Origin of the sequence: Gracilibacillus oryzae, assembly GCF_009498735.1 — a bacterium.
Lineage (GTDB): Bacteria > Bacillota > Bacilli > Bacillales > Amphibacillaceae > Gracilibacillus > Gracilibacillus oryzae.
Genome location: NZ_ML762424.1, coordinates 1 through 26,205, shown reverse-complemented (window position 1 = coordinate 26,205; position 26,205 = coordinate 1). Strand labels below are relative to the sequence as shown.

General features: G+C 36.9%; 24 protein-coding genes, 1 rRNA gene and 1 pseudogene. 17 read left to right on the top strand and 9 right to left on the bottom strand.

The features are described 5' to 3' along the window. The first annotated feature begins 34 nt into the window (after positions 1-34). A complete protein-coding gene (locus tag F9U64_RS00130; protein WP_153400751.1) occupies positions 35-622 on the top strand; it encodes a hypothetical protein in 588 nt (195 codons plus the stop codon). A gap of 342 nt (positions 623-964) precedes the next feature. Here F9U64_RS00130 and F9U64_RS00125 read toward each other — a convergent pair. Next, positions 965-1,447, bottom strand: a pseudogene (locus tag F9U64_RS00125) (IS91 family transposase); the annotation flags it as partial. A 782-nt stretch (positions 1,448-2,229) separates the two neighbouring features. Between F9U64_RS00125 and F9U64_RS00115 the strand changes: the two are divergent. Continuing rightward, the gene (locus F9U64_RS00115; protein WP_153400750.1) at positions 2,230-2,466 is read left to right on the top strand and encodes a hypothetical protein; all 237 of its coding nucleotides are present in this window, start codon (positions 2,230-2,232) and stop codon (positions 2,464-2,466) included. A gap of 49 nt (positions 2,467-2,515) precedes the next feature. Next, positions 2,516-2,884 (top strand): DUF8042 domain-containing protein, encoded by a 369-nt coding sequence (locus tag F9U64_RS00110; RefSeq protein ID WP_153400749.1) that lies wholly within the window; start codon positions 2,516-2,518, stop codon positions 2,882-2,884. 124 nt (positions 2,885-3,008) lie between these two features. Here the strand turns inward: F9U64_RS00110 and F9U64_RS00105 are convergent, their stop codons facing one another. From F9U64_RS00105 to F9U64_RS00090, 4 genes are all read right to left on the bottom strand, one after another. Next, on the bottom strand, positions 3,009-4,940 hold the full coding sequence (locus F9U64_RS00105; RefSeq protein WP_153400748.1) for an SH3 domain-containing protein: 1,932 nt from the start codon (positions 4,938-4,940) through the stop codon (positions 3,009-3,011). Next, on the bottom strand, positions 4,940-5,524 hold the full coding sequence (locus tag F9U64_RS00100; RefSeq protein WP_153400747.1) for a hypothetical protein: 585 nt from the start codon (positions 5,522-5,524) through the stop codon (positions 4,940-4,942). The genes F9U64_RS00105 and F9U64_RS00100 overlap by 1 nt, the downstream gene beginning before the upstream one ends. A gap of 448 nt (positions 5,525-5,972) precedes the next feature. Continuing rightward, entirely contained in the window at positions 5,973-6,281 is a 309-nt protein-coding gene (locus F9U64_RS00095) for a hypothetical protein (RefSeq protein ID WP_153400746.1), read from the bottom strand. Positions 6,282-6,295: 14 nt separating this feature from the next. Beyond that, on the bottom strand, positions 6,296-7,045 hold the full coding sequence (locus F9U64_RS00090) for a DUF6904 family protein (protein WP_153400745.1): 750 nt from the start codon (positions 7,043-7,045) through the stop codon (positions 6,296-6,298). A 216-nt stretch (positions 7,046-7,261) separates the two neighbouring features. On the opposite strand from F9U64_RS00090, the gene F9U64_RS00085 reads away from it, so the two are divergent. From F9U64_RS00085 to F9U64_RS00055, 8 genes are all read left to right on the top strand, one after another. Continuing rightward, on the top strand, positions 7,262-7,639 hold the full coding sequence (locus tag F9U64_RS00085; protein ID WP_228275530.1) for an ABC transporter permease family protein: 378 nt from the start codon (positions 7,262-7,264) through the stop codon (positions 7,637-7,639). A 283-nt stretch (positions 7,640-7,922) separates the two neighbouring features. Further along, positions 7,923-9,413: a vWA domain-containing protein gene (locus tag F9U64_RS00080; RefSeq protein WP_153400743.1), complete on the top strand. Its 1,491-nt coding sequence runs from the start codon at positions 7,923-7,925 to the stop codon at positions 9,411-9,413. 129 nt (positions 9,414-9,542) lie between these two features. Continuing rightward, complete coding sequence (locus F9U64_RS00075) at positions 9,543-11,501, top strand: PrsW family glutamic-type intramembrane protease (protein WP_153400742.1); 1,959 nt, start codon at positions 9,543-9,545, stop codon at positions 11,499-11,501. Positions 11,502-11,516: 15 nt separating this feature from the next. Beyond that, complete coding sequence (locus F9U64_RS00070) at positions 11,517-11,738, top strand: hypothetical protein (protein ID WP_153400741.1); 222 nt, start codon at positions 11,517-11,519, stop codon at positions 11,736-11,738. 1,079 nt (positions 11,739-12,817) lie between these two features. Continuing rightward, positions 12,818-12,985, top strand: coding sequence for a hypothetical protein (locus tag F9U64_RS00065; RefSeq protein ID WP_153400740.1), 168 nt, complete (start codon positions 12,818-12,820; stop codon positions 12,983-12,985). Positions 12,986-13,270: 285 nt separating this feature from the next. Next, entirely contained in the window at positions 13,271-13,381 is a 111-nt protein-coding gene (locus tag F9U64_RS22715; protein ID WP_228275529.1) for a putative holin-like toxin, read from the top strand. Between the two features lie 503 nt (positions 13,382-13,884). Then, positions 13,885-14,322 carry a hypothetical protein gene (locus F9U64_RS00060; protein WP_153400739.1) on the top strand — a complete coding sequence of 146 codons (438 nt, stop codon included), beginning with the start codon at positions 13,885-13,887 and terminating at the stop codon, positions 14,320-14,322. 32 nt (positions 14,323-14,354) lie between these two features. Continuing rightward, a complete protein-coding gene (locus F9U64_RS00055) occupies positions 14,355-14,975 on the top strand; it encodes a hypothetical protein (protein WP_153400738.1) in 621 nt (206 codons plus the stop codon). Positions 14,976-15,138: 163 nt separating this feature from the next. Here the strand turns inward: F9U64_RS00055 and glpK are convergent, their stop codons facing one another. Both glpK and F9U64_RS00045 read right to left on the bottom strand, forming a co-directional pair. Further along, the gene (glpK, locus tag F9U64_RS00050; protein WP_153400737.1) at positions 15,139-16,629 is read right to left on the bottom strand and encodes a glycerol kinase GlpK; all 1,491 of its coding nucleotides are present in this window, start codon (positions 16,627-16,629) and stop codon (positions 15,139-15,141) included. A gap of 23 nt (positions 16,630-16,652) precedes the next feature. Further along, positions 16,653-17,489: an MIP/aquaporin family protein gene (locus F9U64_RS00045; RefSeq protein WP_153400736.1), complete on the bottom strand. Its 837-nt coding sequence runs from the start codon at positions 17,487-17,489 to the stop codon at positions 16,653-16,655. Positions 17,490-18,108: 619 nt separating this feature from the next. Here F9U64_RS00045 and F9U64_RS00040 point away from each other — a divergent pair. The 5 genes from F9U64_RS00040 (at position 18,109) to F9U64_RS00020 (ending at position 22,506) form a co-directional block, all read left to right on the top strand. Next, entirely contained in the window at positions 18,109-18,441 is a 333-nt protein-coding gene (locus F9U64_RS00040; protein WP_153400735.1) for a PadR family transcriptional regulator, read from the top strand. Beyond that, positions 18,438-19,064, top strand: a complete 627-nt coding sequence (locus F9U64_RS00035; RefSeq protein ID WP_153400734.1) for an HAAS signaling domain-containing protein — start codon at positions 18,438-18,440, stop codon at positions 19,062-19,064. Before F9U64_RS00040 ends, F9U64_RS00035 begins: the two co-directional genes overlap by 4 nt. A gap of 88 nt (positions 19,065-19,152) precedes the next feature. Then, positions 19,153-20,622, top strand: a complete 1,470-nt coding sequence (locus F9U64_RS00030) for a DUF4153 domain-containing protein (protein WP_194287230.1) — start codon at positions 19,153-19,155, stop codon at positions 20,620-20,622. A 12-nt stretch (positions 20,623-20,634) separates the two neighbouring features. Next, a complete protein-coding gene (locus F9U64_RS00025) occupies positions 20,635-21,336 on the top strand; it encodes an isoprenyl transferase (protein WP_153400732.1) in 702 nt (233 codons plus the stop codon). A gap of 153 nt (positions 21,337-21,489) precedes the next feature. Continuing rightward, on the top strand, positions 21,490-22,506 hold the full coding sequence (locus F9U64_RS00020; protein ID WP_153400731.1) for an S-layer homology domain-containing protein: 1,017 nt from the start codon (positions 21,490-21,492) through the stop codon (positions 22,504-22,506). Between the two features lie 389 nt (positions 22,507-22,895). Here the strand turns inward: F9U64_RS00020 and F9U64_RS00015 are convergent, their stop codons facing one another. Both F9U64_RS00015 and F9U64_RS00010 read right to left on the bottom strand, forming a co-directional pair. Continuing rightward, entirely contained in the window at positions 22,896-23,624 is a 729-nt protein-coding gene (locus tag F9U64_RS00015) for an SDR family NAD(P)-dependent oxidoreductase (RefSeq protein WP_153400730.1), read from the bottom strand. A 327-nt stretch (positions 23,625-23,951) separates the two neighbouring features. Further along, positions 23,952-25,505 carry a plasmid pRiA4b ORF-3 family protein gene (locus tag F9U64_RS00010; RefSeq protein ID WP_194287229.1) on the bottom strand — a complete coding sequence of 518 codons (1,554 nt, stop codon included), beginning with the start codon at positions 25,503-25,505 and terminating at the stop codon, positions 23,952-23,954. Positions 25,506-26,128: 623 nt separating this feature from the next. Here F9U64_RS00010 and F9U64_RS00005 point away from each other — a divergent pair. Continuing rightward, a 16S ribosomal RNA gene (locus F9U64_RS00005) occupies positions 26,129-26,205 on the top strand; the annotation flags it as partial.

Genomic DNA, 26,205 nt, shown 5'->3' with positions numbered 1-26,205 from the left:
CTTTTTAAATTAAATATAAGGAGTTAATTTAAAAATGACAACTGGTTCTTTTATTTTGGTATATCTAGATACTAATTTATTGCCAAAACATAGCACTATTGGGTCAAATGAGAAAGTAAATAGATTAACAGAGTGGCACTTAGATCAGAAAATAACACTTAGAACTACACAAGGAACCTTAGATGACATTTTTAAAAATATTAATGATAGAAATATAAATCCAGCAGAACAACGTTATAAAACTGTCTATAGTTATACTGAGCCTGTTGCAGAAATTATTTTTGAGTGTAATGAAGATTTTGACGAAACACACATAGATTTATTTAGAATTATGTTTCCAGATATAAATGTAAATTCTAATAATATTTTTGAGGTGTATAATAAATTAAAAAGTAATGATAGAAACGATTATAGAATTATTAATTCAGTTATTCATGATTCTCATGGCTATGCTTTTTTTCTAACTGATAATAAAAAAGACTTTATTAATAATGGTAAAAGAGAGAACATAAATAAATTTGTACATAATGAATATAGAAAACACTTAACAATTGATACATTGAATGATGAAAGCATGGATCTTATTAAAAAAGCTATAATTGAAGTTTCAAATATGATATAGGGGTAAGCTTTAAAGGGGCAACGCGGGGACGGTTCGTTAAGGGGACAATCGGAAGTTTTGCGGGAAAGAAGGCACGATAAGCGGATGTATTCTGCTCATCGTGCCTTCTTGTCATTTTATTTACCTACTCATGCAAAATTTTTGATTGCCCGAGAAGAATGAAGTCGCGGGGTTAGTGCTTCGCCCTTGGGGATTCAAACTTTCCAATTCTCTTAGATTCTCTGTTTTTTTATTCTTTCACTTTACATCCATGCTTTCTGGTTCAGTGAAAGGCAGTATGTTAGATACACTTTCCCCCTCCCCACTGAAGAGGCTTTTTTAAATATATGAAGTTCTATTTCATCAGGAGGAATCTTTTTCGTCGGGTTCAAGATGTGCTTTTTTACACCCAGGACACAGGGTGACATCTTTTCCTAACAATAAAGACAGAATTTCTGTATTACTAAGACCCTCAAATTGCGGTTTATAGACAGGATTTCTTGTTAGCCTTCGGCAAATAGTAAGCTTTGTTTTTCTATTTCGGTTAGCCAATAATCCGTAATACCTGATTTTCACAAACCCGGCTGGAAGAACATGCATTAAAAATCGGCGAATAAATTCACTGGTCTTCAAAGTTACTTGTTTCTTTTTATTGTTATCTTTATAATCTTTTACACCTATAGTGACTGTATCTGTATCTACAGATAGAATCCTCTAATTAGAGATGGCAATAGGATGGGTGTATCGACCAAGATATTTCATTACTGCTAAAGGACCCCCAAAGGTAGATTTCGTGTAGCTATACCAATCTAGGTTGTAACACTCGTCTATTAAATTCTGAAACTGCGTTGTATTCCCTTGAAGATTCCGGCTTCAAAATATAGTTCTATTTTTTGTTTATATCGCTCCATCATAATTACCTCCTACTATAGATTCAAACTATATGCATTCCTCTATAGAAGGAAGGTGGAGATCGATTTGCCGTATTATGGTGGTGCCTTTTTGTTCGATTCTGTGGTATAATTCTCATAGAAAAGTATGCTCTCTTTCTTGGTTTGTTTGGTTTGGCGATTAAACAATACCATAAAAGGGCATACTTTTCTTCTTTTATTATGAAATAAATGTGAATGTTTTTATCTCATTAGGTTTTTGTGTTTTATCTTTTCAGGTTTTTAGCCATCGCAAAGCGATTTCGTTCTTCGTTCATTTCATAGAAGTGGATAATGTTTGGGTGTCAAAATTTTGATTATGACTATTTAAATTAATTTGAAAGGATTCTTCTGTAGTACTATTTCGACTCATAATTAATTTATTGATTAAGAGATTGAACTACAAAGCATTTAAAATAAAAATGATTTGCATAATTTGCTAAAAACCCTATTATTTCTTTCCATCATCATTTATCTACCAAGTTCCCCCTTCAACAAAAATTAAGAAACTATATATAGACAAAAACCTATTAGAGTAGTTCTGGACTTTAATAGTAGATAAAACAATATGAGGAGTAATTGGATCTTATTAGAAAAAGGAATTTGAATAATTAATCCCACCTTATTTCAAATAATAGTTCATTTTCAATAATGTTGACCGATATATATAACATAAGCCTACATAGAACGGATGATTCCTTGAATAATAATGAAAAGAAGTTATTAGAAGAAAGAATGCAACAAATTGACAAAGAAATGAATTTATTAACACTAATAGAACAGAATCTAAGATTAATGAAAGAATTAGCAATCCAAGCAGAAGATCATAAGTTACCAGCATATAAGCGATCAATGATCAATCAGACTTTCCAGCAATTGCAGGAGGAAGTAAACCATTTATCCGGTCAACTGCACAGAACAGAAACACTGCATTAGTAATTCTTATTTTAAGATTACTTATTACAACAAAGAAAAGGTGATACAGATGGAAAAACAATTAGATGTAATGAAAAACGTATTAGGTTTATCGGAAACAGTTTTAGAAGGAGTACTGCACATTCAATCAGCGCTGAAGGAAAGACAAATGGAAGAAACAATGTACTTATTCGAAGATATCATCCATGCTTTTGCAACAATTGAAAATGCCATTAATGAATTGGATGATGAATATGTTAGCGAAGAAGTAACTAATCACATGAAAAAAGTGCAAAAAGGGTTGGAGGCTGCTGTCCAGCAATATGAAGTGGAAATCAGCGGTAGATTGCAAGAAGTGCTGCAATTCAACTTAGTGCCAGCAACAAAGAATTGGAAAATTGCCTTGGAAAATCAGTTTAATCCTTTGGTGCTTAACTAGGATGTAGGATGACGCTTCTTATGAACTAAGCAAAGAGAAAGAAATAAAAAAACAGCTTATTTGTTTGTATAAATAAGCTGCTTTTATATTGATCAAATATTGAAGGGATTTGTTAACGAATGGTTCAACTATTCCTCTCTGCTACAATGTTACTACTAATCCAACCAATTTCACCATGCTGATTTTCTACCTTATACCAAACCCTGTTTTCCTCATCTATGCTTTGCTGATCTAAGAATTTCAAAGAATCCTCCATAGTTGCCACAAATAAAACATTGCTACTTAAACCAGGAGCAGATCTCACATTGGCAAATTCAGTTGTGATATGATAGGAAATTGATTCTTTGTTCGTTGTTTCATCTGTTGAAGCTTGCGTCTGTTCTTGTCCAAATCCGATTTTATCTTTGGCGAATTGGTAAATTTCCTCAGAGTTAAAATACGCACCGGTTAATAAACCTATACTGATAACAACACCACTTAAAGCCTTTTTGTGAGCACCAATCCAAGTGAACGGAGCATTTCCCCATGGCCAAACCGCAGCTAGCCAGTATTTCTTTTTTAAGAATGTTGTAAAGGCATCTGGTTGATTTAACTCTTTATCATTGATTATTAGTGCTTTCCAATCTCGTTTTGATAATGGATTCTCTTGTTTAACAGAAGGATGTAGATGATCCATCAAGAATAGTCTAGCAGCATATAATCCTCTCATATCCTTAGTCAAGTTATTTGACGTGTTCTCACCTTCATAAAAATGCTGTTTTTCTATTCTATCGATTACTCTACCCATATGATCATGGAAAATGACTAGATCTCCGATTTGGTTTCGACGTACGGATTCTTTAATCATACGGATAATTAGCTTACTGGGACTTGAAAAACCAATCTTCTGCATATCTTGTTCACCAATTAATATAAACATCTCTTGAAATAGGTAATTGGAGGTTTGATAAAAACTGTCAAGATGTCCATTTCTATATTCTTCTAAAAGTGCTTCCTGGTATGCGGTATAATAAAATAAATGCGCGATAAACATACTTGATTGCTGATCATTTATTACCGTTCTTGCCATGACAGGGTTGTTTTTTACGATAGTAAAGAACTTTGCTGCCACTTGAATTGCTTGTCGATACTTTTTCAGCTTTAACAAGTTTTGAATACCATTGGTTGTTTTTACAATCCATTCTCTAGTCTTTTCTTTTTCAGTATTCGTAAGTGTAAGAGAATAAGCAGGTTTCATAAGCTGGAGTTCATCAAATTGAACATTCAAATTTTTAAATTGATGATGTACTTGTAGTAGTGTGCTTCCATATATCGCTATCATCGCAAATTTATATTGTATTTCTAGTTCGTTGATAAACGTATGTATTCTGGCATTAAACAGATCCCAGGATTTGAATACCTTTTGAATCGATTTATTTATTCGTTCTTCACTATTGTCTCCCATTAGTGCACCGACTCCTGCACCGGCAAATGGAACTCCGATCATCAAGCCAAGTAACGATGCTCCCCCTTTAATTAAAGATTTTCCAGCTTGATCACTTTTAACAGAGTCAACAACAATAGCATGCTGGCCAATACTATCCGTGTATTCTTTTAAACTTTCAGCTAGCTTCTGTATATCTAATGTTATACCGCGTCTCATTCCGTCAAAGAAAGAGGAAGGGTATTGATAACGATGAAAAAGCTCTCCATATTCCCCGTTTGCCATTGTGTTAATGAAATCATAATAATCTTGCTCTAATTCTTTAAATGCCAATACTCGTTTAATATCGGCAGCAATATAACTTGGATTGGTAATTCTAAAAAATGACTGATAGTATGCTTGAACATCTTGTGATGTATATTCTTCAGGGATAGAATCTTGCGCTTGTTGTAATTGATTATTTCTTGATTGAAAAATATTCCATATGTTTTGCATAGCTTCATTCGTTTTTACTTGGACAAACGCTAATATTTCATCGGATAGGCCCTGAGGCATTTTAGATCTGATATCATTCTCAATTTGTTCATATTCAAATGCTGCATCTTTGAAGTAATTTTCGATTTTTACTGCCATTAGAATAACCCCAGCATGTCGATTCCATCCATTCCATGGGCAAAACCACCTAGGTCAGCCATAGAGAATTGGGAAGTAACAGCCTCAACCTCACTAAATGAGTTTGCTAAATCAAAATTGGAGCTGGCAGTAGTTGTGTCAAAAAGGGAAGAATTAAAATGAATTTGCTCACCGCCAATAGAACTATTGGTAACCGAAAATAAATTTTGACCATCTGGTGCGGTGAAATTTATCCCGTCTCCCATAAAGTTGGGCTTTAATGTGCCAATATATTCCCCATTTTGGTAGACTGATTCTTGGTCAAAGATAGAAGGTCTTGTTGTTATATCACTTTCTAACCCAACGAAATCAAAGGTTGTGCCCCCTTCTATATTTTCACGGACATGTGCCGTCTCTCCATTAGCAAAATGAATTGTCTCTCCACCTGCAGCACTTGGAACAGTATTGGCGAAAACATTACCATTCATATCGACTATTTTAAAGCCTTGAAATAGATTTTCTTGTATTTCTAAAGTACCTTCTAATGGTGATATAGGAGGATTCTCCTCAGATAAAACATTAATAAAATCAGATTGATAGTACAAATAAATCACACCTTTCTGCAATACTAGTTCTAATTATCTATATTCATTATAATATTGTACGGGAGGTATTGTCATTGAAGTTTTTTGTCAAATAAAGTCGAAGCATTTGGGAATGCGGAGGTAATTATTATATTGGGAATGTGTAATTGTCTATAAAGTAAAAAATCGCTCGAGGTATAATAGATTTGAGACCCTGTATGAAAACAGATTGGTCTTGGAAGTTCCTCTAAAAATAGAGAATAATACTTCATAAAAAAGTTATATAAGGTTGGAAAATTAGAAATTTAAATTAAATCAAAAGGTTTTGACCACACTAATAACTATCCATTAGTAGAGATTTTAGGATGCCATTATTAAGTGTGGTATTACTAGATAAGAATTCAACATTTTTAGTAGTGCTCTTGTCAAAGATATATAATCAGGAGTATACAAAAAATATTATATAAATTTAAAATGGCAAATCCTCCAAATCAATAGGATGATCCGCTTCAATCTCCCTAGCATATCGATTTGCAGCTTTATGCTTTTTACTCCTTTGTTCAGTATTGCTTTCTATAATCCTACCAAATTTCACCTCATATAATTCCCTCACCCAAACTTTCACAGGTGCTTTCCACTGCTGGTTTGGAGCAGGGATATTTTTCAACAAACTTTTAGGAGTCATTCCTAATTCTTTTGCCATTTGTATATCCGCCTGATTCAGCCGACATTTCTTTTTCGCTTCCGCCCAGTTATCATTTTGCTTTCTTTTCCCCATAAATAAATCTCCTTCTACCAATCCATGAATTCAGGATACTCCGTTGCTGTTCTTAATTGTGAAACTGGGCAGTTATATTCTCGTGCCGCTTGTTCCAAAGCTTCTTTCAATTGTTGATAACCTTTACCTTTCTCTGCAATTCGTTTTGCCATAATCGAGATATTCTTCAAACGTTTCTCTGTATCCATTTCAATGAATGCTACATTCAATTCGTCCAAATACTGTGTGACATAATCATCTGTCCAAGTATAATCATTATTCATTAACTTGAAAATTCGATTGATTGATTTTATTGGTATTGTCTCTTCCATGCAATTTGCAACAGCTGCTTGAAACTGGCGGACAGTAGTAATCGAGGAATCCCAAATATTACGAAAATCACTATAGATTCGGTAACTGCCTTTTGCCTGTTTGCTTGCATACAAATTGACAAAGTCATTCAATGCCATCATCACAAAAAGCGCTTCTGGCCAAAGGATCGTGCAGGAAAGGTATATATTTTTATCACTCCCTACAATGGATAAGAATTTCATTTTATCCTCATCCATTCCGTTTTCAACAAACTCTACTTCCCGGTGGCCCATGATCGCATGGCGAAGATCATAGCAAAAGCCCAAGACTCTCAATCTAGCACCATCAAAACGATAATACTCTCCTTCTTCACCGACGATCGTATGCAGCGATTCATATAGCTTTTCAAAATCGTAGAAATCACCTGTTATCTTTATTCCGGCATGATTGGTTGTACTATTAGCATGGATCATATAAAGAGCTCCTTTATTAGTTCTATAACTTATCTTTAATTTTAAAGGAAATTCTCTTGTTACTCAAATGTTGGCTTGCCACCAGTTTGGCCTAATAATCTATTATAGTTAAGCACTCTATTTTAATTGTTGATGAAATAACGTTTGCAAATCAGTAGTCTGATGCGGCAAAATATATGCAGTCGGTACCGAATTCCTTAATTGAAGCGGCAAGAATTGATGGCAGTAGTGGGGGGGATTTTTTTCAAAGTTGTCTTACCTACAATGGTGCCAGCTATTGCAGCTGTATCTATTTTCCTGTTCACCCGTCAGTGGAATAATTTCTTGTGGCCATTAATTACGATAACAACAGAAGATAAGTACACATTGCCTGTCGCATTAGCAACTTTAACAGGCCTGCAATCAATTGATTATGGCGTGCTGATGATGGTGCAGCCATATCTGTATTACCCATTTTCATCGCCTTTTTATTTTTACAAAGATTCTTTATTGCTGGCATCATTGGAAGTTCTGTTAAAGGAATGTTGTTCGTTAGAGATTTACATGGATCACGTGAAGCGGATTACCATACAAAGCATGCACCTGTCATTATGAATGAAGCAATTTCCCCAGATTTTATGAAGTCTGTGGTTAGAATTCCCAAGTAGGACACTGCTTGGGTTTCTTTTTATATTCTAACTACATTTAAGTAATTTGATCGTATTGTTGCCGTTGCAATTCTCACTTAACCTTTCCCATAGTATCTTCACATTTTCACATCTTTAAATAAAGTTAATGTTAATTTCCTATTATTTGGGTAAATTATTGCCCTAGTATGATATGATAAAAAGGATAAAATTTCATAATTTAGAACTTAACTGGATGGAAGGGGATAATCGTGAAGAAAATAAGTCTATTCATACTTTGCCTAATCTTGCTCATGGCATGTTCGGAAGAAAGTTCAGAGAGTGAGGAAACCGAAATTACTCGACAAAAAGAAACTACTGAAGAAAGTGACATAAATGAAGAGGAGGAAAACGAGGAGGTAAATGACGTTTCAGCAGACAATCAAATAGACGATGAAAATACGTATCCGCCAATTCCTACGACTTTTATGGAATCTGTAGAATATCCTATCATCGGTGAATTCTCGGGTACAGAGCTTCCGGAAAATCTTGAAGAACATGATGAATTAATGAATCTTATGGAGCAGTTTCCAATCATTACAGAGGATACACCAGAGGAAGAAATTAATCAGTTTACATTATATTTGTTTTCTTTGTTTAGAGAGGAACTGACGGCTCCTGACATTGCACTCGATCAATGGGAAGCGATGGGTATTACTCCGCCTGATGAGGTGGACGAAGGAGATGGAGAAGCAGCTGTAACGGTTAAACAAAACTACAATATGGCTATATTACTAGATGCGAGTGGCAGTATGGCTAATCTGGAAGGAGACCAGACGAGAATGCAGCTCGCCAAGGATGCAATTGAAAACTTTGTCCAAGACTTGCCGGAAGCAGCCAATGTATCTTTATATGTTTATGGTCATAAAGGCTCCAGTAGCGAAAGCGACCGACCAGCATCTTGTGAAGGAATTGAAGAGGTTTATCCTCTAGGGAATTTTGATCGTAATAATTTTAATAAAGCACTAGACCAATTTAATCCAGCTGGATGGACACCAATGGCAAGTGCGATTGAATATGTGGAAAATGATTGGAAGGAACTGCAAGGAGAAGAAAATATAAATACGATTTATCTTGTAAGTGACGGTATCGAAACATGTGATGGTGACCCTGTTGCGGCAATCCAATCATTAAAAGAATCGAATGTTGCCCCATTGATTAACATTATTGGTTATCAAGTAGATAATGAAGGAGCAGAACAATTAAGAGAAATGGCAGAAGCAGCGGAAGCAAAGTTTATCGATGCGAAAAGTCAGGAAGATTTGGTTGCTGAGTTTGAACTGACCATCGATAATGCGAAGATTTGGAGTGAGTGGGCAAAAGATGAAAGGAAAAATGTCGGGGATTTGAAAATCTATGTACGTGAACAAATTGGTCAATGGAGTGTAGAACAAAAAGATATAAAAAGCAGAGAATTTCATAATCTTGAAAAAGTATTAGAATACATGCAAGATAAAGAAAAAATCGAATTTTTAAAATTTGTAGATATTAAAAGTGAATATCAAGATAACTGGATCCGTATAAGCAGTGAAGTAACAAATGATGCTATAGATTTTTTTCAAAAAAATAGAGAATCATTTGGAGAAAAACTCAATGAAATAAACGAAGAATATGATCAATTTAAAGAAGAAGCAGGTAAAATCCAGGTGGGGAAAATCCTGATTTATTTTTCACTTTGGTTCTTTTTGAACGATGTCAATTGATTCGGCTTTTTGTTACTCAATCAAAGATAAGAATAATAGAATATAGACAATATCTTCATTCCACTCTAGTATAGAATTGTAAATATTACCAAGGAGGTAATTTCCATTCTTCATACGTTTAGAGAAAAAGTGATCCAGCGGCATGAGAAGCAGATAGAGCGAATACATAAGTGGAAAGAAGATCATGCCACATTGTTAAAGCGAATCAGAAAGATTTATATCTGGGTTATTTGGCTGATGTTACCTGTAGCTATATTTTTCTGGTTATTTTTACCCTTAAGTCGTAACACAGTGATGATATGGTTCTGGAGTTATTATGCATTATGGCAAGTATGGATCATATCAAGAAGCAAAACTGTCATGTGGACACATGTCGCCCGTTTTTTTGCAGCAGGTATCTGGTTGGTTGGTCCTTTATGTGCCGGACTGTTATGGTCGATTCACTATCTATTGGCAGATGGTGCAGCTTCCATACAAGAACCCTGGAGTGCGATTATACTTGGACCAATTGTAGAAGAGATATTTAAACTGCTGCCGCTTTTATTATTTTTATTTGTGACAGGAAAGGAACGACAACTAAGTTTAACGGATTATGCCTTGTTTGGCTTTGCATTAGGGACAGGCTTTCAATTTATGGAGGAAGTTCTGAGGTCGTGGGTATCTTCCAGGGAATCATTGCTAGGCATGTTTATTTCTCTCATTTACGACAACACGAAAGAATGGGGTTTTGCAGAACTGTTTCCCGGTTATTTTATCCATGGAGATGTGATAGCGGCAGGTCATCATGTATGGACAGGCTTTGCCGCATTAGGGATTGGCTTTGCAGTTCACTTTCGCCAAAAGCTAGGAAAATGGATCTGGCTTGTTCCCCTTTTCTTATTATCATGGGCGATATTTGACCACGGGGCCTATAACAGCCACGTCAATTTGTTAACATCGGATATCATCATCGAATTCCTGCATTTCTTCACAGGATATGGGCACTGGTATAAGTGGTTATTTGTCTTATCCCTGTTTCTTGCCGTATACTTAGATTATCGAACGTTAAATCAAGAGAAAAAAGCTTTACCACTGTTACCGCATGAAACGCTATTAGAACCTGTAACAGAATCAATAGAACTGATAAAAAGTATCCTGCAAAGTCCGAAGCAATGGGCAGCCACGATGCTTTTCCTAAGAGAACGCCGCGCTTACGGTTTTGCCATGGCATTAAAGGAGAGAGAAAAACCTCGTCAGAAGATTTATCATCATGTCCAACTTGCCTATCATTTGTTAGGGATCAGTGCCCTCCTGTTACTCAGTTTTCTAGCAGTGAACAGTATAGCCGTAGAAAATCCCTACTATTTAGCCGGATTATTTGATGGATTATCAGCATGGTGGGAAAGTCTATCCGCCTTTGAGCAAATAAGCATCATCCTCACGACAACCCTTGTCACCGCTTTACTCATGTTAGCGACAGGCGGTGGCATCATAAGCGCAGGGTTTACAGCAATCGGAACTGGGTTGTTAGCCAAAGATACCCTGGCAAATTCGGAACAGATAGCCAGCATCCTGCGGGACCCGAAATCTTTCTTTAAACAATTACAAGAAGACGCCAAAGAAATGCCGCCTCAAGAACTGATGATGAAATTATTCGGATTAGGTTTAGACTTTGCCTCCCGGCGAATACCAGGTGGAAAAGAAGGGATAGAATGGCTCTCTAACTTACAGTCCAAATCGCAGCAGTTTGGGAAAAAGGCGAAGATGGATGGGGATAGAGGTGGTGGTGGGCGTGAAGGTAATGAGGGTACCGGTAATATTCCTAAGAAAACAGTGACATCCAATAAAGGTAAGACAATTGATGTTACACCTACTGCAAATCATTCAACTACAACATCTGTGCCTAATCCTGCTAAGGGTACACCAAATTCATCAGTAGATATCCTAGACAAGAAAACTGGTGAAATAAAAACCAGGAGATTTTATGGTCCTGACGGAAGGGCTGTGAGAGACGTTGATTATACTAATCACGGTAATGCGAAGACTCATCCTGAATGGCCACACGAACATATTTTTAAATGGAATAGTGATGGTACGTTTAATAGATAATCTAGGAGTGATACTATGGATTATGAAGAATTAAAACAAAGAGTAGCGATGGGAGAGGAGTTTCAATTTTACTATCGAAACCAAAGTTTTTGGATTAGTAGAAATAAAAATGGGTACTATTTAACAAGAGTTAGAGATAGCTATTCCCAATCCTTCAAAACATCAAATGAATTGTTTGTAGATGGACGAATAGATGGAAAAAGTATTCAAGAGTTATGGAAAGAAATTGAGATATAGACAGTATTACCTTGATTGGCTACATGCCTTTCAAGGTTTTTTATGTGTGTCGGGCATGAGCACAAGCTTTAGGGTTAAAGTCCCGAACTGGGAAGGCAGTAGTACCAGTTAGCCAAGGACAAGGGTGTCTAGGGTGACCTGGAATCTGAAGGAAGTCGGAGGCAAATCCCCGCCTTGAGGAACACGAAGTTCATACAAGGCTATGTATACTTGGATGAGATTGCATAACAAATCAAAGTCCATACTGCTGAAGGGTATAGGTAGTAAATAAAGCAAGGATATGGGGAGGAAGTAGGTGCACTTACCCCGGGAGGTCTGACAGAAATGCGGTACACTTGCCGTAACCGAATGTGTGAACATTCGCTGAACTGTCAGAAGTCAGCAGAAACCATAGTCCCTGTTCCTTCTAGAGGAACAGGGAAGGGTGGAATCAGACAAGGAGCAGCGTCACTCAGCATACGTATGATTTGATGACACAGAAACACGAGTTCCTTCCTCATGGAGGAAACGGTGAATCCCGTTGGGGACATGAGAAGGGTGGAAAATCACACCACATAATGAGACAGACACACTGCGCGCAGGAGAGATAAGGAATGTTGGAACAAATTCTGTCACGGGAAAAATTAATGCAGGCGCTTTGGCGCTTCGAAAAGAATAAAGGAAGCCATGGTGTAGACGAAATGCCCGTACAAAACCTACGAGCGCACGAATCGCAAGGACGGTTCGTTTGGTTCATTAAGTTTACAATAAAGAGAAGGAGAGGGTGCTAATTTCGTCGGCTTGGATAATTATATCTGTTTATTTAGTGACCCAATATTTTATGAGCCAATCAGTAATACCTGATTATCCTTGTTTTACAGGTTCCTATCATGTTATCTTGTGCATTAGTTTTAGCTGTGCTAATGCTGAAAATGAAAGATTGCTAGTTTTAATCACTAAACTCTTACCCGGCGATTTTTTTGTCGCAAATCGCCTATCCGTTTGCGATATTCCTGATGCGGCAAAATATGCAGTCCATTCCGGATTCCTAAAAGTGGAATAATTTCTGGTGGCCATTAATTACGATAACAACAGAAGATATGTACACACTGCCTGTTGCATTAGCAACTTTAGCAGGACTGCAATCGATTGATTATGGTGTGCTAATGATGGGTGCAGCCATATCTGTATTACCGATCTTCATTGCCTTTCTATTTTTACAAAGATTCTTTATTTCTGGGATCATTGGAGGTTCTGTGAAAGAGTAAGTTGTTCAGGAGATATGGAGGTCTTTGTATGATAACAAGTGTTATATGTTGATTGGATCATATGAAACGGAAAGGTTATCTTATGAAGCAAGCACCTGAAATAATGAAGGATGCTGTTTCTTTATATTAGCAATGATACAGTGAGCTTGCATTTACAGATCTCACACAAAAATAGCGAATTCAAAGTCTCGCTTTATTTTTATGGTAGAAGTAGTATAATAGAATAGTAGCTACATAGCATGGTGGGCGGTTGGCCATCTCTCCTTATAGAAGGGAGGTGGCAGGATGACAACATATGAAGCATTAAGTTTAGTGGCTCAATTTTGTCTTGCATTATTGGCAACTTTAACTCTTATTGTGACAATCGTTGTTGTTATTTTAAACAAAAAGAAATAGCCGCCCTCAGCAAAGGTCTGCGGCTATTTCTTAGAAAATTTTTTCTGACAAATGGTCAACCGTTCTTTATGCGGTCTGTAGTTACAATTCCCAAGCAGAACGCTGCTTGGGTTTCTTTTTATATTATAAATTCATTTTTGTTTATAGTCAACGATTAATACTTTATTCAGCATTTATACAGGTCGAAGGGTTACCACTTATTGGTGGAATGTTAAAACAAGCGAAATTACAGTGGCTTGTAGAAAGAAATATATTCATTAAAGTGGATTACATAATGCGATTAAATTAACCTTTCCTCAGCTGAAAAATGATAAAATAATAGAGGATATAAGGATATTCCAAGTATATTTAGGGCGTATTAGAAAAAGGAGGAGACGAGCATTAAAATAGAAATCCTTCACGATAATAATGCAGAAATCGATTGGTTTGAAACAACTGGCCATTACGAAAAATATATCATCCAAACAGATGATGAGGATTATACTGAAGCGACAAGTAATCTTATGCAGAAATTTGCAATAAAGCTATTTTCCTTCCCGTTTTACCTTCACTTTGAAGCATATGACGATTCTATTGAAGACATTCTTGAGCATAGAGGATGCTTTTCCATCCATTACAGAGATTCAGGTAGAAAAGTTCTCACATTCTCTGATGGAAAAAGCTATCGTGCTGAAGTTCCAAGTTTTACTATTGAAATCACGGACAGCCGGCAATTAGCAGAAGCTTTTCGGAAATGGTTTGACTTCGCATGTGGAAATAATATGTGGGTATTAACACAGAATGCAGGCATTGATTATATTAACAATTATGCCAGCTTTACTGATCCTTTAATTTTGTACACCAATCATGATGCCTATGGGATAACATTATTAAGTCAAGATCACCGGTTTCAAACAGCCAAACAGGTAGAAGAGTATATCACAAAGTACATAGACTATTAATCTGTTTAAAAATCAAATAATGAGGTGCCTTCATGAGATATATCATTACTTTTTTTCTTAGCTTAATTGCTTTTTTTACCTTGCACTATTTTCAAGTTAACAATATATTTGTTATTGTTCTTGTGATTACTTTTATTCTGATAGCCGTTTTATTTCCGTTGGTTTATACCATTTTTCACGAAACAGATATGAAGAAAATTGAGCGGTTTCTGTTGAAAAATAAAAAGGATCCGAATTTTTATATGACTTATGCTTTAGCAAACAAGCTTGATAAAGAAGTGGAGGAGCTGACGGAAGTACTGCTTCATAAGTTTAAAAAACCATCACGCCAGGCATCCTATCGTGTAGTGAAAGCTTTGTACTTTAAGGATATAGAAGAAGCGAAGCTCTATATCAATCAAATGGCTCCTGTCCAATATCGCCACTATTATCAAACTGTTATTTTGATTGAAGAAGGGAATTTCACCGCTGCACATGACCGGATTGAAAAAATGCCGGAAAATTGGATGAAGTATGCTTTATTGGCAGAAATTGAACGGAAACGAGACAATCTGACAGAAGCTGAGGATCATGCCAGAAGAGCACAATCGTTAGTCAAAGGACTGCAAGCTTACTTATTGCAGAAAACATATGAAAGAGAATTTGGATTTTAAAAGAGGGATAACTCTCTTTCTCATGTGACGATACAGAATGGAATATTATTATACGTTCTCTAGAATTCTTTTCTTAAAAATAGAAAAAGGGTGATGTTTATACCACCCTTTTTAGACGGATATCTGTCTGTGCTTTTCACTAACTTTTTCCTGCCTGGCAGTTTTATTTAAACACCCTAGCAGCCTCAACAGCCTTCTTCCACCCGCTATAAAGCTCATCTCTCTTCTCATCTTTCATCTCACTATCAAACTGCTTATCTTTCTTCCAGCGTTTGGTTATTTCATCACGGCTTTCCCAATATCCTACGGCAAGACCTGCTAGGTATGCAGCACCTAAGGCTGTTGTCTCCGTGACTTCTGGTCGCTCAACAGGCAGATCTAAAATGTCGCTTTGGAATTGCATTAAAAAATTGTTCGCAACAGCACCACCATCTACACGTAATGATTTCACATCGATTCCTGAGTCTTCGACCATGGCATTTAGAACATCCTTCGACTGGTAGGCAATGGATTCTAAAGTCGCCCTGATAAAATGCTCTTTCTGTGTTCCTCTTGTTAAGCCAAACATCGCACCTCTTACATCACTATCCCAATACGGTGTGCCCAGTCCTACGAAAGCTGGAACTAAGTAAACGCCATCTGCAGACTCCACTCTTGTTGCATAGTCTTCGGTCTGTTTAGCATCTTTAAACATGCGCAGGCCATCGCGTAACCATTGTATGGCTGATCCTGCAACAAAGATACTTCCTTCTAATGCATATTCAACTTTTCCATCAACCCCGCAGGCAAGCGTTGTTAATAAACCATGGCGGGATTGAACAGGTTTTTCCCCTGTATGCATTAACATAAAGCAGCCAGTTCCATACGTATTTTTCACCATACCTTTTTCAAAACAGGCTTGGCCGAATAGTGCTGCTTGCTGGTCACCTGCAACTCCCGCAATTGGGACATTCTGGCCAAAGAAATGATAATCTACTGTTTCCCCGTAAACTTCTGATGAAGACTTTACTTTAGGCAGCATGCTTTTCGGAACGCCGAGTATATCAAGTAATTCATCATCCCATTTCAGATCATAAATATTGTACATTAAGGTTCTTGATGCGTTGGAATAGTCGGTTACATGGACTTTCCCGCCAGTCAGTTTATAAATTAACCATGTATCGATCGTGCCAAATAAAAGATCCCCATTTTCCGCTTTATCTCTTGCTCCTTCTACGTGATCAAGGATCCATTTTACTTTTGTACCAGAGAAGTATGGATCGATTAACAACCCTGTTTTGTTGCGGAAAGTATCCTGATAACCTGCTTCCCTGAGCTCACGGCATATTTCTTCTGTCTGCCTTGATTGCCACACAATGGCTTTATAAACAGGTTTATCTGTATTTTTATCCCAAACTACTGCTGTCTCTCGCTGATTAGTAATTCCAATTCCTGCAATCTGGGAGGCGCTGATATCTGCTTTACGCAGTACTTCTGCAATACATGCTAATACGGATGTCCAGATTTCATTCGCGTCATGTTCAACCCAGCCTGACTTAGGGAAAAATTGCTCGAATTCCTTCTGGGCTACTTCAACTAAAGTACCTTCTTGATTAAAAATGATTGCTCTCGAACTTGTTGTGCCTTGATCAATCGATAAAATGTACTTTTTCATCATTTACTCCCCCTTAATGATAATTAAACTGCGCTTTCATTGGTTTTATTACTGGTTATTTTCGTCTCACTTTTTTTAAATTCATGGACAACAGCGGTAATAATAATAATAAAAATAACCACAGACATTACCCAAAATAAGCTTGTCATATTACCTGTAAAGAATGCATTATAAAACGCGGCACCATATACTCCCCCAATAATTGGTCCTAATACAGGAATTGCCGCATAGCCCCAATCTGAACCTCCTTTTCCTTTAATCGGCAATATTGCATGAGCAATTCGTGGTCCCAGGTCTCTTGCCGGGTTAATGGCATAACCAGTTGTTCCGCCTAAAGACATACCAATTGCAATTATTAATAAACCTACTATCGCAGGATTCAACCCGTCTGTAAAATCATTGGCTCCAATAAATAACAGCCCCATTACCAATACAAATGTACCGATAATTTCACTCAATAAGTTTGATGGGGTACTTCTTATAGCTGGATCTGTTGAAAAAACTGATAATTTTGCTGCCTTGTCTTCCGTAACTCCCCAATGTGGCAAATATTGAAGAAAGACGATAATTCCGCCAATAAGCCCACCCAGTAGTTGAGCTGAAATATACATTGGCACTTTACTCCATGGAAATTCTCCTATGGAGGCAAAACCTAAAGTAACTGCTGGATTCACATGAGCATCTGAGAAATTTCCTACAGCATAGACTGCCATTGTAACCGCCAATCCCCATCCAATTGTGATGACTACCCATCCTGCGCCTTCAGCTTTTGTTTTCTTTAACACAACTCCACCAACAACACCTCCGCCAAAGATAACCAGGATCATTGTTCCGATGAGTTCAGCTAAGAATTCAGACATTTTTTTCACCCTTTGCTAGATTAATCACAGCGCTAACCGTTGTAATACCCACTCAAGTCTCAGGTAACACGAAGAAAGTAAGTGGGGGATAACGGACGCTAAGCATCCTGATAAGTTTCGCTAGTGATCAGTGGGGGATCTAAAAAACCCCCATTGATCAAAGTCTCACTTTATAGGGAATAATCAACAAGAAATGCACGTGCATGATCGAAGTGAAAAAAAGCCCACACCAGCAATTTTCATACCTCTTCCTAGGAAAGTATAAATATTGCAGTGTGGACTCCATATCTCCGACACATTAAATAATTAACTTGTTGAGAAAAATTGTAACTTATTTAGAAAACGCTGTCAAATGATTCGGGTAAATAAAATTTCGGAAAGAAACCTATAATTTATTGTTGTGAGCAGACAACAATTGAGAATCGAAGGGAGGAGCTATGTTAGTGAGATGATGATTAGGATGACGGTCATCGTGAATTTCTGGTTGTACAATTAATGGTGCGCTGAATAAGTTACTCGTTACGTTCAGTATTACAAAACTTTTTCCAAATCTCCCCTTTACAACTACCTCGAAATTCTATATACTACACTTACCTAATAAATCTAGGTAGGTGAGAAAATGTTTGATCGTGAATTGGTAAAAGGAAGCACATCACTGCTTGTTCTGCAGTTATTACAGGAACGTGATATGTATGGCTATGAGCTTGTGAAGGAAATGGATCGCCGCAGTGACCATAATTTGCAGCTTAAGGAAGGTACCTTATATCCCGCTCTTCATAAGCTGGAGAAGCAAGAGTATATTGAATGCTATTGGCAAAATCAAGAAAAGGGTCCTGCCCGGAAATATTACCGTATTACCGATGAAGGCACGAGCATACTGGAAGCCAAAACAAAAGAATGGCATCGTTATGTTCAGGTAATGAATAACCTGATCGGGAGAAGTGAGTCGTGACAGCAGGCGATAAACGGTTTTTTCAGGAGCTTGATCAGGCTCTTGGAAAACACCCTGAAAAGCAGCAGATTATGGAAGAGTATCAATCTCATGTATATGAACTTTTGCAGGAAGAGGACATAACAGAAGTCTATGATGAGATTGTCAAAAGGTTAGGAACACCAGAAGAGATCGCAAGCATCTGGAAAGATGAGGCGACAGTAACACCGAAAAAGATGCAGCTGTTGTTTGTTGTATTAAATGTCCTCCTGTTTGCTGGCGGAATTATTTTTACCATTCTCTATAATATATACGAGGTAGAATGGATTGAAGTTTTGTGGAAATGGCTTACAGCTATACCTTCGATCATCATTATCGTGTATATGGGCTTTTGGGGCTTACTTGGATACGAGATTGGGAAAGAATTTGGCAGCGGTGGATTGAAAATACTTCAGAGAACTTTTACATATGCAGTTATACCAAATCTTATTTTAATGTACTTAATTGTGTTTAAACTTGTACCATATGAATGGTTTCAGCCGCTTTTAAATGGTCCTTTTATATTGGTATGTATATTACTGACATTGGTCCTGTACCCGATTAGCTGGATTGGATATCGCTGGGGAAGGAAAGCTTCCGTTTAGCACCTTGCCCTGGAATATCAGAAATAATGTATTTTTTTATCTATATACATAGAAAAGCTATGTATATAGAAAAACTAAATGGTGGTGTATGAATGTGAAACAACGTCAAAAAAGTTTCCTGTTTTTATTTGTTTGTCTAGGTCTTGGTATATTGGCAGAGCTTAGTTTTTTTCATGGTGTTATAGGAATTTCCTATATCATATTTATCGCAGCTTTTTATCTTATTTTGTTTTCCCGGTTGGGGATAAAGTTTTCCCATCGCCGAATTGGATTGTTGCTGATGGTTATGATCTGGGTGTTGGCGGCTTCTTATTTATTTTACGATAATGAAATTTTTTATGATTTGAATATTTTAGTGATCCCTGTGTTGGTATTTATCCATATCGTTTTGATGACAACACCGAATAACATTGACTGGATATCCACCATTTTTGTTAATCAATTAACTCAGAAGTTCACACAAACATTCGGCTATGGCAAAAGATGGGTGAAATTTATTTTAAAAAGAACCCTCTTCAGACGAATGAGTAAAGCTGCTTTACTGACAGTAAAACGAATTGTGATTGGATTACTGCTTGGAGGACCGTTATTGTTAGTGATTGTCGGCCTTTTGGTATCTGCTGATGAAAATTTTGGAAATGTGATCATGGAAGTTCCCAGATTTATTTTAGGAATGAATTTCCTTGAGGGATTCTTCCGGGTGATTGCTGTCATTCTGTTAACTTTATTGTTCTTCTCAGCATTCCAGACACTAAGAAAACGGTATGTGATTCCACTGGGCAGACCAGCCAATGGTCATAAGCCGATAAGCTGGGATGGCGTAATTGCCGGTACTGTTGTCGTGCTGTTAAACAGTATCTATCTATTATTTGCTGTTATTCAATTTAAGTATTTTTTTGGAGAAGCGATTCAAGCCGACTTTACCTTTGCTGAGTATGCGCGCAGAGGATTTTTCGAACTTGTTGTCGTAACTGTGATCAACTGGTCATTATTGTTAATTTGTCTCAAGCTCGTCCGTATAAAGCGAAAGTCTGGCAGTTATTTTATGAAAATCATGTATTCTCTTTTAATTGTTACAAGTGGTGTAATGCTTGCCTCAGCATATTTACGACTAAGTATGTATGAGAATGCATATGGTTTTACGATGGATCGAATTCTTGCCCATGCATTTATGTTGTTTCTTATTGTGATCTTTGCTTACACATTCTTCCGTGTCTGGCTGGAGAAGATTTCACTATCGCATTTTTATCTTATAGCAGCATTACTTTTTTACACTGGTTTAAATGCGGTCAACCTGGAAGAAATGATTGTTAATAATAACCTGGAACGTTATCAACAAACAAAGAAAATGGATATTTATTATTTAAACTCATTATCCTACTCAGGAATTGATGGGTTGATTACATTATATGAAATGGAGCCAGATTACCCAGAGTTACGAAGTCTGTTAACAGACCGCAAACAAATGATAGAAGACCTTGATCTGGATACATGGCAATCTTTTAATTTGAAGAAACAGCAAGTAGTAAAAAGACTTCAGGAACTTGAATTAAAGTAAGGAGGAAGCCGTATGAATACAATTCCGGAACATGTTGCAATCATTATGGATGGAAATGGCCGTTGGGGGAAACTTCATGGCAGAAGCAGGAGTGAAGGTCACTATGCAGGTTCCCAAACGATGGAGGAACTCATTGATGCAAGTGCAGCGCTGGGAATTAGGATTTTAACGCTGTATGCCTTTTCTACAGAGAATTGGAAACGGCCAAAAGAAGAGGTGAATTATTTGATGAGTTTGCCAATTAAATTCTTTAATCAAAAACTGCCAGAGTTTATGAGACGGAATATTAAAATTCTAATCTCTGGCGATATCGAGAACCTGCCTAAAAAGACGAGAGAAGTCGTGTTGAAAGCAATGAAGGAAACAGAGGATAACACAGGACTGATTGTTAATTTTGCCTTGAATTATAGTGGCAGGAGTGAGATTGTCCAGGCAATTTCTCATATTATTAAGGATGTGAAGGATAAGAATCTTTCGATTGACCAAGTAGATGAGCGTGTGTTTGAAGGCTACTTATATACAAAAGATTTGCCTGATCCTGATATTTTGATCAGAACTGGTGGAGAAAAGCGGATAAGTAACTTTCTGATGTGGCAGTCTTCGATGTCTGAACTATGCTTTGTTGATGAATTATTCCCTGATTTTAAGCAGGACTTATATATCAAAGCTTTAGAGAGTGTCTACCATCGCAGGGAATTTTCCCACATATTATAGCGAAAAAGCTGAAGTATACTGTTTTTGATGCAGGTACTTCAGCTTTTTTTCAATCAAACTACAATTTTGTAAAAAATGCGGCAGAAAATTCAGGTTTCATCTATAATATAGGATGGAATAAAAAAAGTATACTATTTTAAAGGAGGAAAGCTTATGAGAATACTAGATAGCAGGAAAAGTATTGCACTATTACTGTTTGCAGTTCTTTTTTTTAGCATGCCATTAACATCCCTTGCTTTTAATGATCTGCAAAAAGTCCCCTGGGCGGAAGATGCGATTAATGAATTACATGAGAAGGATATCATTAATGGTGTAAACAGTGAGGAATTTGCCCCGAACCGGTCCATCACCCGTGCCGAAGTGGCGAAATTGATCGTACTAGCAAATTACAGAGAGATGGTAGGTACGTTTGACAGCACTTTTTCTGATGTGAGTGAGGATTATTTTTATAAAGAGATAATTGATACTGCAGCTGCACTACAAATTGTTAAAGGATATCCGGACATCACCTTTCGACCAACTCATTCCATTACCAGGGCAGAGGCCGCAGTCATTTTCGATAATGCTTATTCTATCAATGCAGGATCAATTGATCGTTCTTTTTCTGATTTAAAAAAAGGACACTGGGCGGAAGAGGCCATCACAAATTTAGCATCCAACCGATTGATGAATGGGTATCCAAATGGAACGATACGTCCGGATGATGAGATCACGAGAGCAGAATTTGCCGTTATGTTAAAAAGAGTAATGGATTATGAGGATGGCATTATGCCAGAAGAAACAGAAAGTACTTATGAGGAAGAAGTAGTCCGTTTAACGAACCAGGAGCGGACAAGCCGTGGCTTGGCACCACTTGAGATTGATGCCGAATTAGCAGAAGTAGCGGAACTCAAATCAGCTGATATGAGGGATAATAACTATTTTGCTCATACTTCTCCAACCTATGGTTCCCCATTTCAGATGATGAGTGAATTTGATATTGACTATTCTACCGCAGCAGAAAATATTGCCTCAGGTCAGCAAACCCCTGAGCAGGTGGTTAATGCATGGATGAATAGTGATGGCCACCGCGCGAATATTTTACGTGAGGGCATTACCCATATAGGGGTTGGCTATGTGGAAGGTGGAAGTTATAACACGTACTGGACACAGATGTTTATCGGGAAATAAATAGAGGAAGGGAAGAAAAAGTTGTGTTCAAAAACCAATGATTAGAGCCTCACTTTATCTAGCATCTACTTAAGCGTTCCCGGTAATAATTTGAGTCTTCATTAGCTGATAGATTTTTTAAAATTAGGAAAAGTGTGCATAAGCAACTATAATGCACACTTTTTTCACTTACATATCATATAATCTCTCAAAGATGAACGTTAGTAAAGCGCCCCTTATTCTCAAGCATCACATAAAACTGAAACAGGGAAATGGGCTTGAATTTTTTCCTGATAGAATCTTTAATCTTTTTATAGGATCTTAGTAGAAGACGAAGAGTTAAAAGATGAAAAAGAATTCATTCGTTGATCAATAACGAATGAATTCCTGCTTCACCATCAATATATTAATTATACGGAAGTTGCTCCTTGAGCACCATCAATTCTGTAATAAGCACCAGAAATAAAGGACGCCTTCTCAGAAGACAGGAATACCATTAAGTCTGCAATTTCTTCTGCAGTCGCATAACGATTCATTCCCGGCATTGCATTGGATTCAATGGAGCGCATCATTTGTGTATCGACACCTGATGGGGCTACCGCATTCACGCGTATGCCGTAATCAGCAGCCTCTAATGCAGCTGTTTTATTTAAACCAATTACCGCATGTTTAGATGCAACATAAGCACTCATCCCCGGAGCGCCTAACAGACCGCCGTTTGAAGCAGTATTAACAATCGCACCACTTTTTTGTTCTTTCATTACCTTCAATACATATTTTAAGCCAAAGAAAGCACCCATAACATTGACACCGAATACAGCTTGATAGTTTTCTGCAGTTTGTTCATCAATGTTTGCAAACTTTCCATTAATACCTGCGTTATTAACAAAAACATCAATTTGTCCAAATTTATTTTTGGTTTCTTCTACATATTGTTTTACATCTTCTTCTTTGGAAACATCTGCCCTAAGCAGTAAAACATCACTTGCATTAATTTCTTTAGCTGCATCCTCTAATGCTTCCTTGGAAAGATCTACTAATGCTAATTTAGCACCTTCCTTTGCATATGCTTTTGCAGCTGCAATTCCAATGCCGCCAGCTGCTCCTGTAATTAATACAACTTTACCTGAAAAGCTCATATATATCTTCTCCTTTAGTTCGAAATATTATTGAATAGATGTCTATTATAAATCTATTTATTTCGTGTGTCGAAATATTTGAATTCAAGATAATTTTGAATCTTGGAATTTTTTATTCGTAATGTTTAAAATAAACGCCTGTCGCTCTACCTTATAGTTTTACAAAACATCAATAATATTCATTAAAGAAAAACAATTTAGGGGTGAAGTTCATTTCTGTCAAGGGATCGAGTTAGGGGAATGGTGAACCATTCCCCTTTACACCCGATTCTTTATATTGTAGGGAGGTTATAAGAGATAAAAAATTAGTGTCAGCATTTATCCAAATTAAAATGGTAAATTATCTTCATTGCGAGGATCCATCATTTCTAATATTTCCTCAATAACTGTGTTTACGTTTTGTAATTGGTCGACTATTTCTAAGTTAATCTGCATCTTAGCGGCAACAGGTGCCAGTTCCTCAGCCAAAAGTAAATCATCCATATAAATGATATTGGGAATGGCTTTCAACTGATTAATTGCACTTGTCAACATAGCTTGTTTTGTAGCAATACTTTCATCCATTCGAATCATCTCTTGATAGAGCACTAATTGTGTCTCAACATCAACAACTAAGAACAGAAATGGAAAGAATGGCCTGGCCTTTGGGTGTTCCTGAACAGGCTCTGGAAAAGGAACGGCTGCCACTTCTAATTCTTGCTTGATTTTCGGCAACTGTTTCTTCAAACGAGTTAAATCCAATTCAGAAACTTCTAATTGACATTCCGGTGATTTGGTTGCTTTTTGGTATTGATTTTCAACAGATACGTTCGAATCAATCCACTTTCCTTCTTGGTCTTTATATAACGCATACCATTCTTCTATGCTTTGAGGAATATTCAAATCACCTTTCGCAACTCTTTTTAACACATTCCATAACTGCGGGTAAATTTCTAATAATAAGCTTACTTCATCCTTGTCTGGTTTCCATAAATAATAACCAGGAACTAAACTGTGAAAAGCAGGCCATTGATTTTTGCCTCGATAGGATCTGCCAATGCTTTTTATCAGTTGATATTCCTCATCTTCTAATTCATTTCGATTAAGTAAATTTAACGTAACAGCACGCTGGTTTAATAATATCGTTAATTGATCAAGTTCTTGTTGATCTATAGTAGATAATAATGAGGTCAAACCTTGTCCGCCGATATAGCAGGTAATGCCATAATGAATCTCCGCATGTCCCATTACGGAACAATAGACATAATCTTGAATGGATTCAGCCCAAATAGCTATTATTTGTCCATCATCTAAGTATCTCCACGGTTTCAGCTGCTTGAATTTATCTACCCAATTATAAAGGTGAACCCATTGCTCCATTGCAGGTTCATTTGTGTCATAATGGAAATACTCCTGCATCTCTACTAATTCGCTATTAATTATTTCCAGCAGTTCCTGTTCTGACAATTCCTCTATTTCTGCAAACAACTCGTCCAATAATCCAGACTCCTCAGGAGCATTTCCTTTAGCTTCTATACAAACAGGATATGTGTGAGGAGAACTTGACAAGATCCTCTCTAAAACTATTTCATGTCTCCATTCTTTTTCCAGATCATAAATGTAATGCAATTTATCATTAGGCTGATGAAAAACTGATCCTAGCTGAATATCATCACTATCTGTTCCAGCCATATCTGCTAATTCATCAATAGCGGGTTTGATTATTAGCGGTTCACCAGAATCATCCCTTGCCTGGAAGATATGCCAAGAGACATTATCCCAATCAAATAATACTTGGATGACATCATGTAATTGTTCGAATGTGATGGATTCATCAATGAGAATTCTTCTCCAAACAGGTGGATTTTCGTTCTCTAACATTATCTTCATCTGAAATGCCATAGAAAAACTCCTTAAAAATATTCTTTCTATCATTATATTTCAATTGGAATTGAAACGAAAATCATTTCATGTATTATTTGCTGATTCCATTGAATTGGTGTAAGAGCACGATATATGAAAAGACGAATATAAGTTAGTGTGCGTGAAATATGGTGGAGAGATACAAAAAAAGAAGACAGTTATTAATATTGGTTATGAAAAAGATAATGGAGTGAAAATGAGGCTAAGGAATTCTCTGCTTCATTATTGTCGTTATTATAGAAATAAGTATATTGCAGAATTCAAAACAGAATGGAAATAGTTATTTGTATTAATTCCCAGTTGTTTTCTTTTTGTAGTTGTGATATTCTATTCAAGTCGCGTTAGTGAGACACGACTTCTTAAAAAGAAAGAAAATGTTTTTCGAAAAAAAGTATTGACTTAGATTTTGAAAAATGTTATATTTAGGAGGTCGCTTTTGAGAGACGGCGATAAACATTGATCATTGAAAACTGAACAAAACAACCAGTATGAATGAATATTTAAGAAACAAGCTAGCTTTTAGAAGCGAGCAGATCAAATGAGGTCGATTAAGTTCGCAACGTCCTGTTGCAACATCGACATCAGCACATCCATGTGCAAGTTTTATTGAGAGTTTGATCTTGGCTCAGGACGAACGCTGGCGGCGTGCCTAATACATGCAAGTCGAGCGCGGGAAGCT

What these genes read in the sequence shown, in the direction of transcription:
- F9U64_RS00130 (WP_153400751.1), top strand. Translation starts at nt 35, where the DNA reads ATGACAACTGGTTCTTTTATTTTGGTATATCTAGATACTAATTTATTG.
- F9U64_RS00110 (WP_153400749.1), top strand. Translation starts at nt 2,516, where the DNA reads ATGGAAAAACAATTAGATGTAATGAAAAACGTATTAGGTTTATCGGAA.
- F9U64_RS00105 (WP_153400748.1), bottom strand. Translation starts at nt 4,940, where the DNA reads ATGGCAGTAAAAATCGAAAATTACTTCAAAGATGCAGCATTTGAATAT.
- F9U64_RS00095 (WP_153400746.1), bottom strand. Translation starts at nt 6,281, where the DNA reads ATGGGGAAAAGAAAGCAAAATGATAACTGGGCGGAAGCGAAAAAGAAA.
- F9U64_RS00090 (WP_153400745.1), bottom strand. Translation starts at nt 7,045, where the DNA reads ATGATCCATGCTAATAGTACAACCAATCATGCCGGAATAAAGATAACA.
- F9U64_RS00070 (WP_153400741.1), top strand. Translation starts at nt 11,517, where the DNA reads ATGGATTATGAAGAATTAAAACAAAGAGTAGCGATGGGAGAGGAGTTT.
- F9U64_RS00065 (WP_153400740.1), top strand. Translation starts at nt 12,818, where the DNA reads ATGTACACACTGCCTGTTGCATTAGCAACTTTAGCAGGACTGCAATCG.
- F9U64_RS22715 (WP_228275529.1), top strand. Translation starts at nt 13,271, where the DNA reads ATGACAACATATGAAGCATTAAGTTTAGTGGCTCAATTTTGTCTTGCA.
- F9U64_RS00060 (WP_153400739.1), top strand. Translation starts at nt 13,885, where the DNA reads ATGCAGAAATTTGCAATAAAGCTATTTTCCTTCCCGTTTTACCTTCAC.
- F9U64_RS00055 (WP_153400738.1), top strand. Translation starts at nt 14,355, where the DNA reads ATGAGATATATCATTACTTTTTTTCTTAGCTTAATTGCTTTTTTTACC.
- glpK (WP_153400737.1), bottom strand. Translation starts at nt 16,629, where the DNA reads ATGAAAAAGTACATTTTATCGATTGATCAAGGCACAACAAGTTCGAGA.
- F9U64_RS00045 (WP_153400736.1), bottom strand. Translation starts at nt 17,489, where the DNA reads ATGTCTGAATTCTTAGCTGAACTCATCGGAACAATGATCCTGGTTATC.
- F9U64_RS00040 (WP_153400735.1), top strand. Translation starts at nt 18,109, where the DNA reads ATGTTTGATCGTGAATTGGTAAAAGGAAGCACATCACTGCTTGTTCTG.
- F9U64_RS00030 (WP_194287230.1), top strand. Translation starts at nt 19,153, where the DNA reads ATGAATGTGAAACAACGTCAAAAAAGTTTCCTGTTTTTATTTGTTTGT.
- F9U64_RS00025 (WP_153400732.1), top strand. Translation starts at nt 20,635, where the DNA reads ATGAATACAATTCCGGAACATGTTGCAATCATTATGGATGGAAATGGC.
- F9U64_RS00020 (WP_153400731.1), top strand. Translation starts at nt 21,490, where the DNA reads ATGAGAATACTAGATAGCAGGAAAAGTATTGCACTATTACTGTTTGCA.
- F9U64_RS00015 (WP_153400730.1), bottom strand. Translation starts at nt 23,624, where the DNA reads ATGAGCTTTTCAGGTAAAGTTGTATTAATTACAGGAGCAGCTGGCGGC.
- F9U64_RS00010 (WP_194287229.1), bottom strand. Translation starts at nt 25,505, where the DNA reads ATGGCATTTCAGATGAAGATAATGTTAGAGAACGAAAATCCACCTGTT.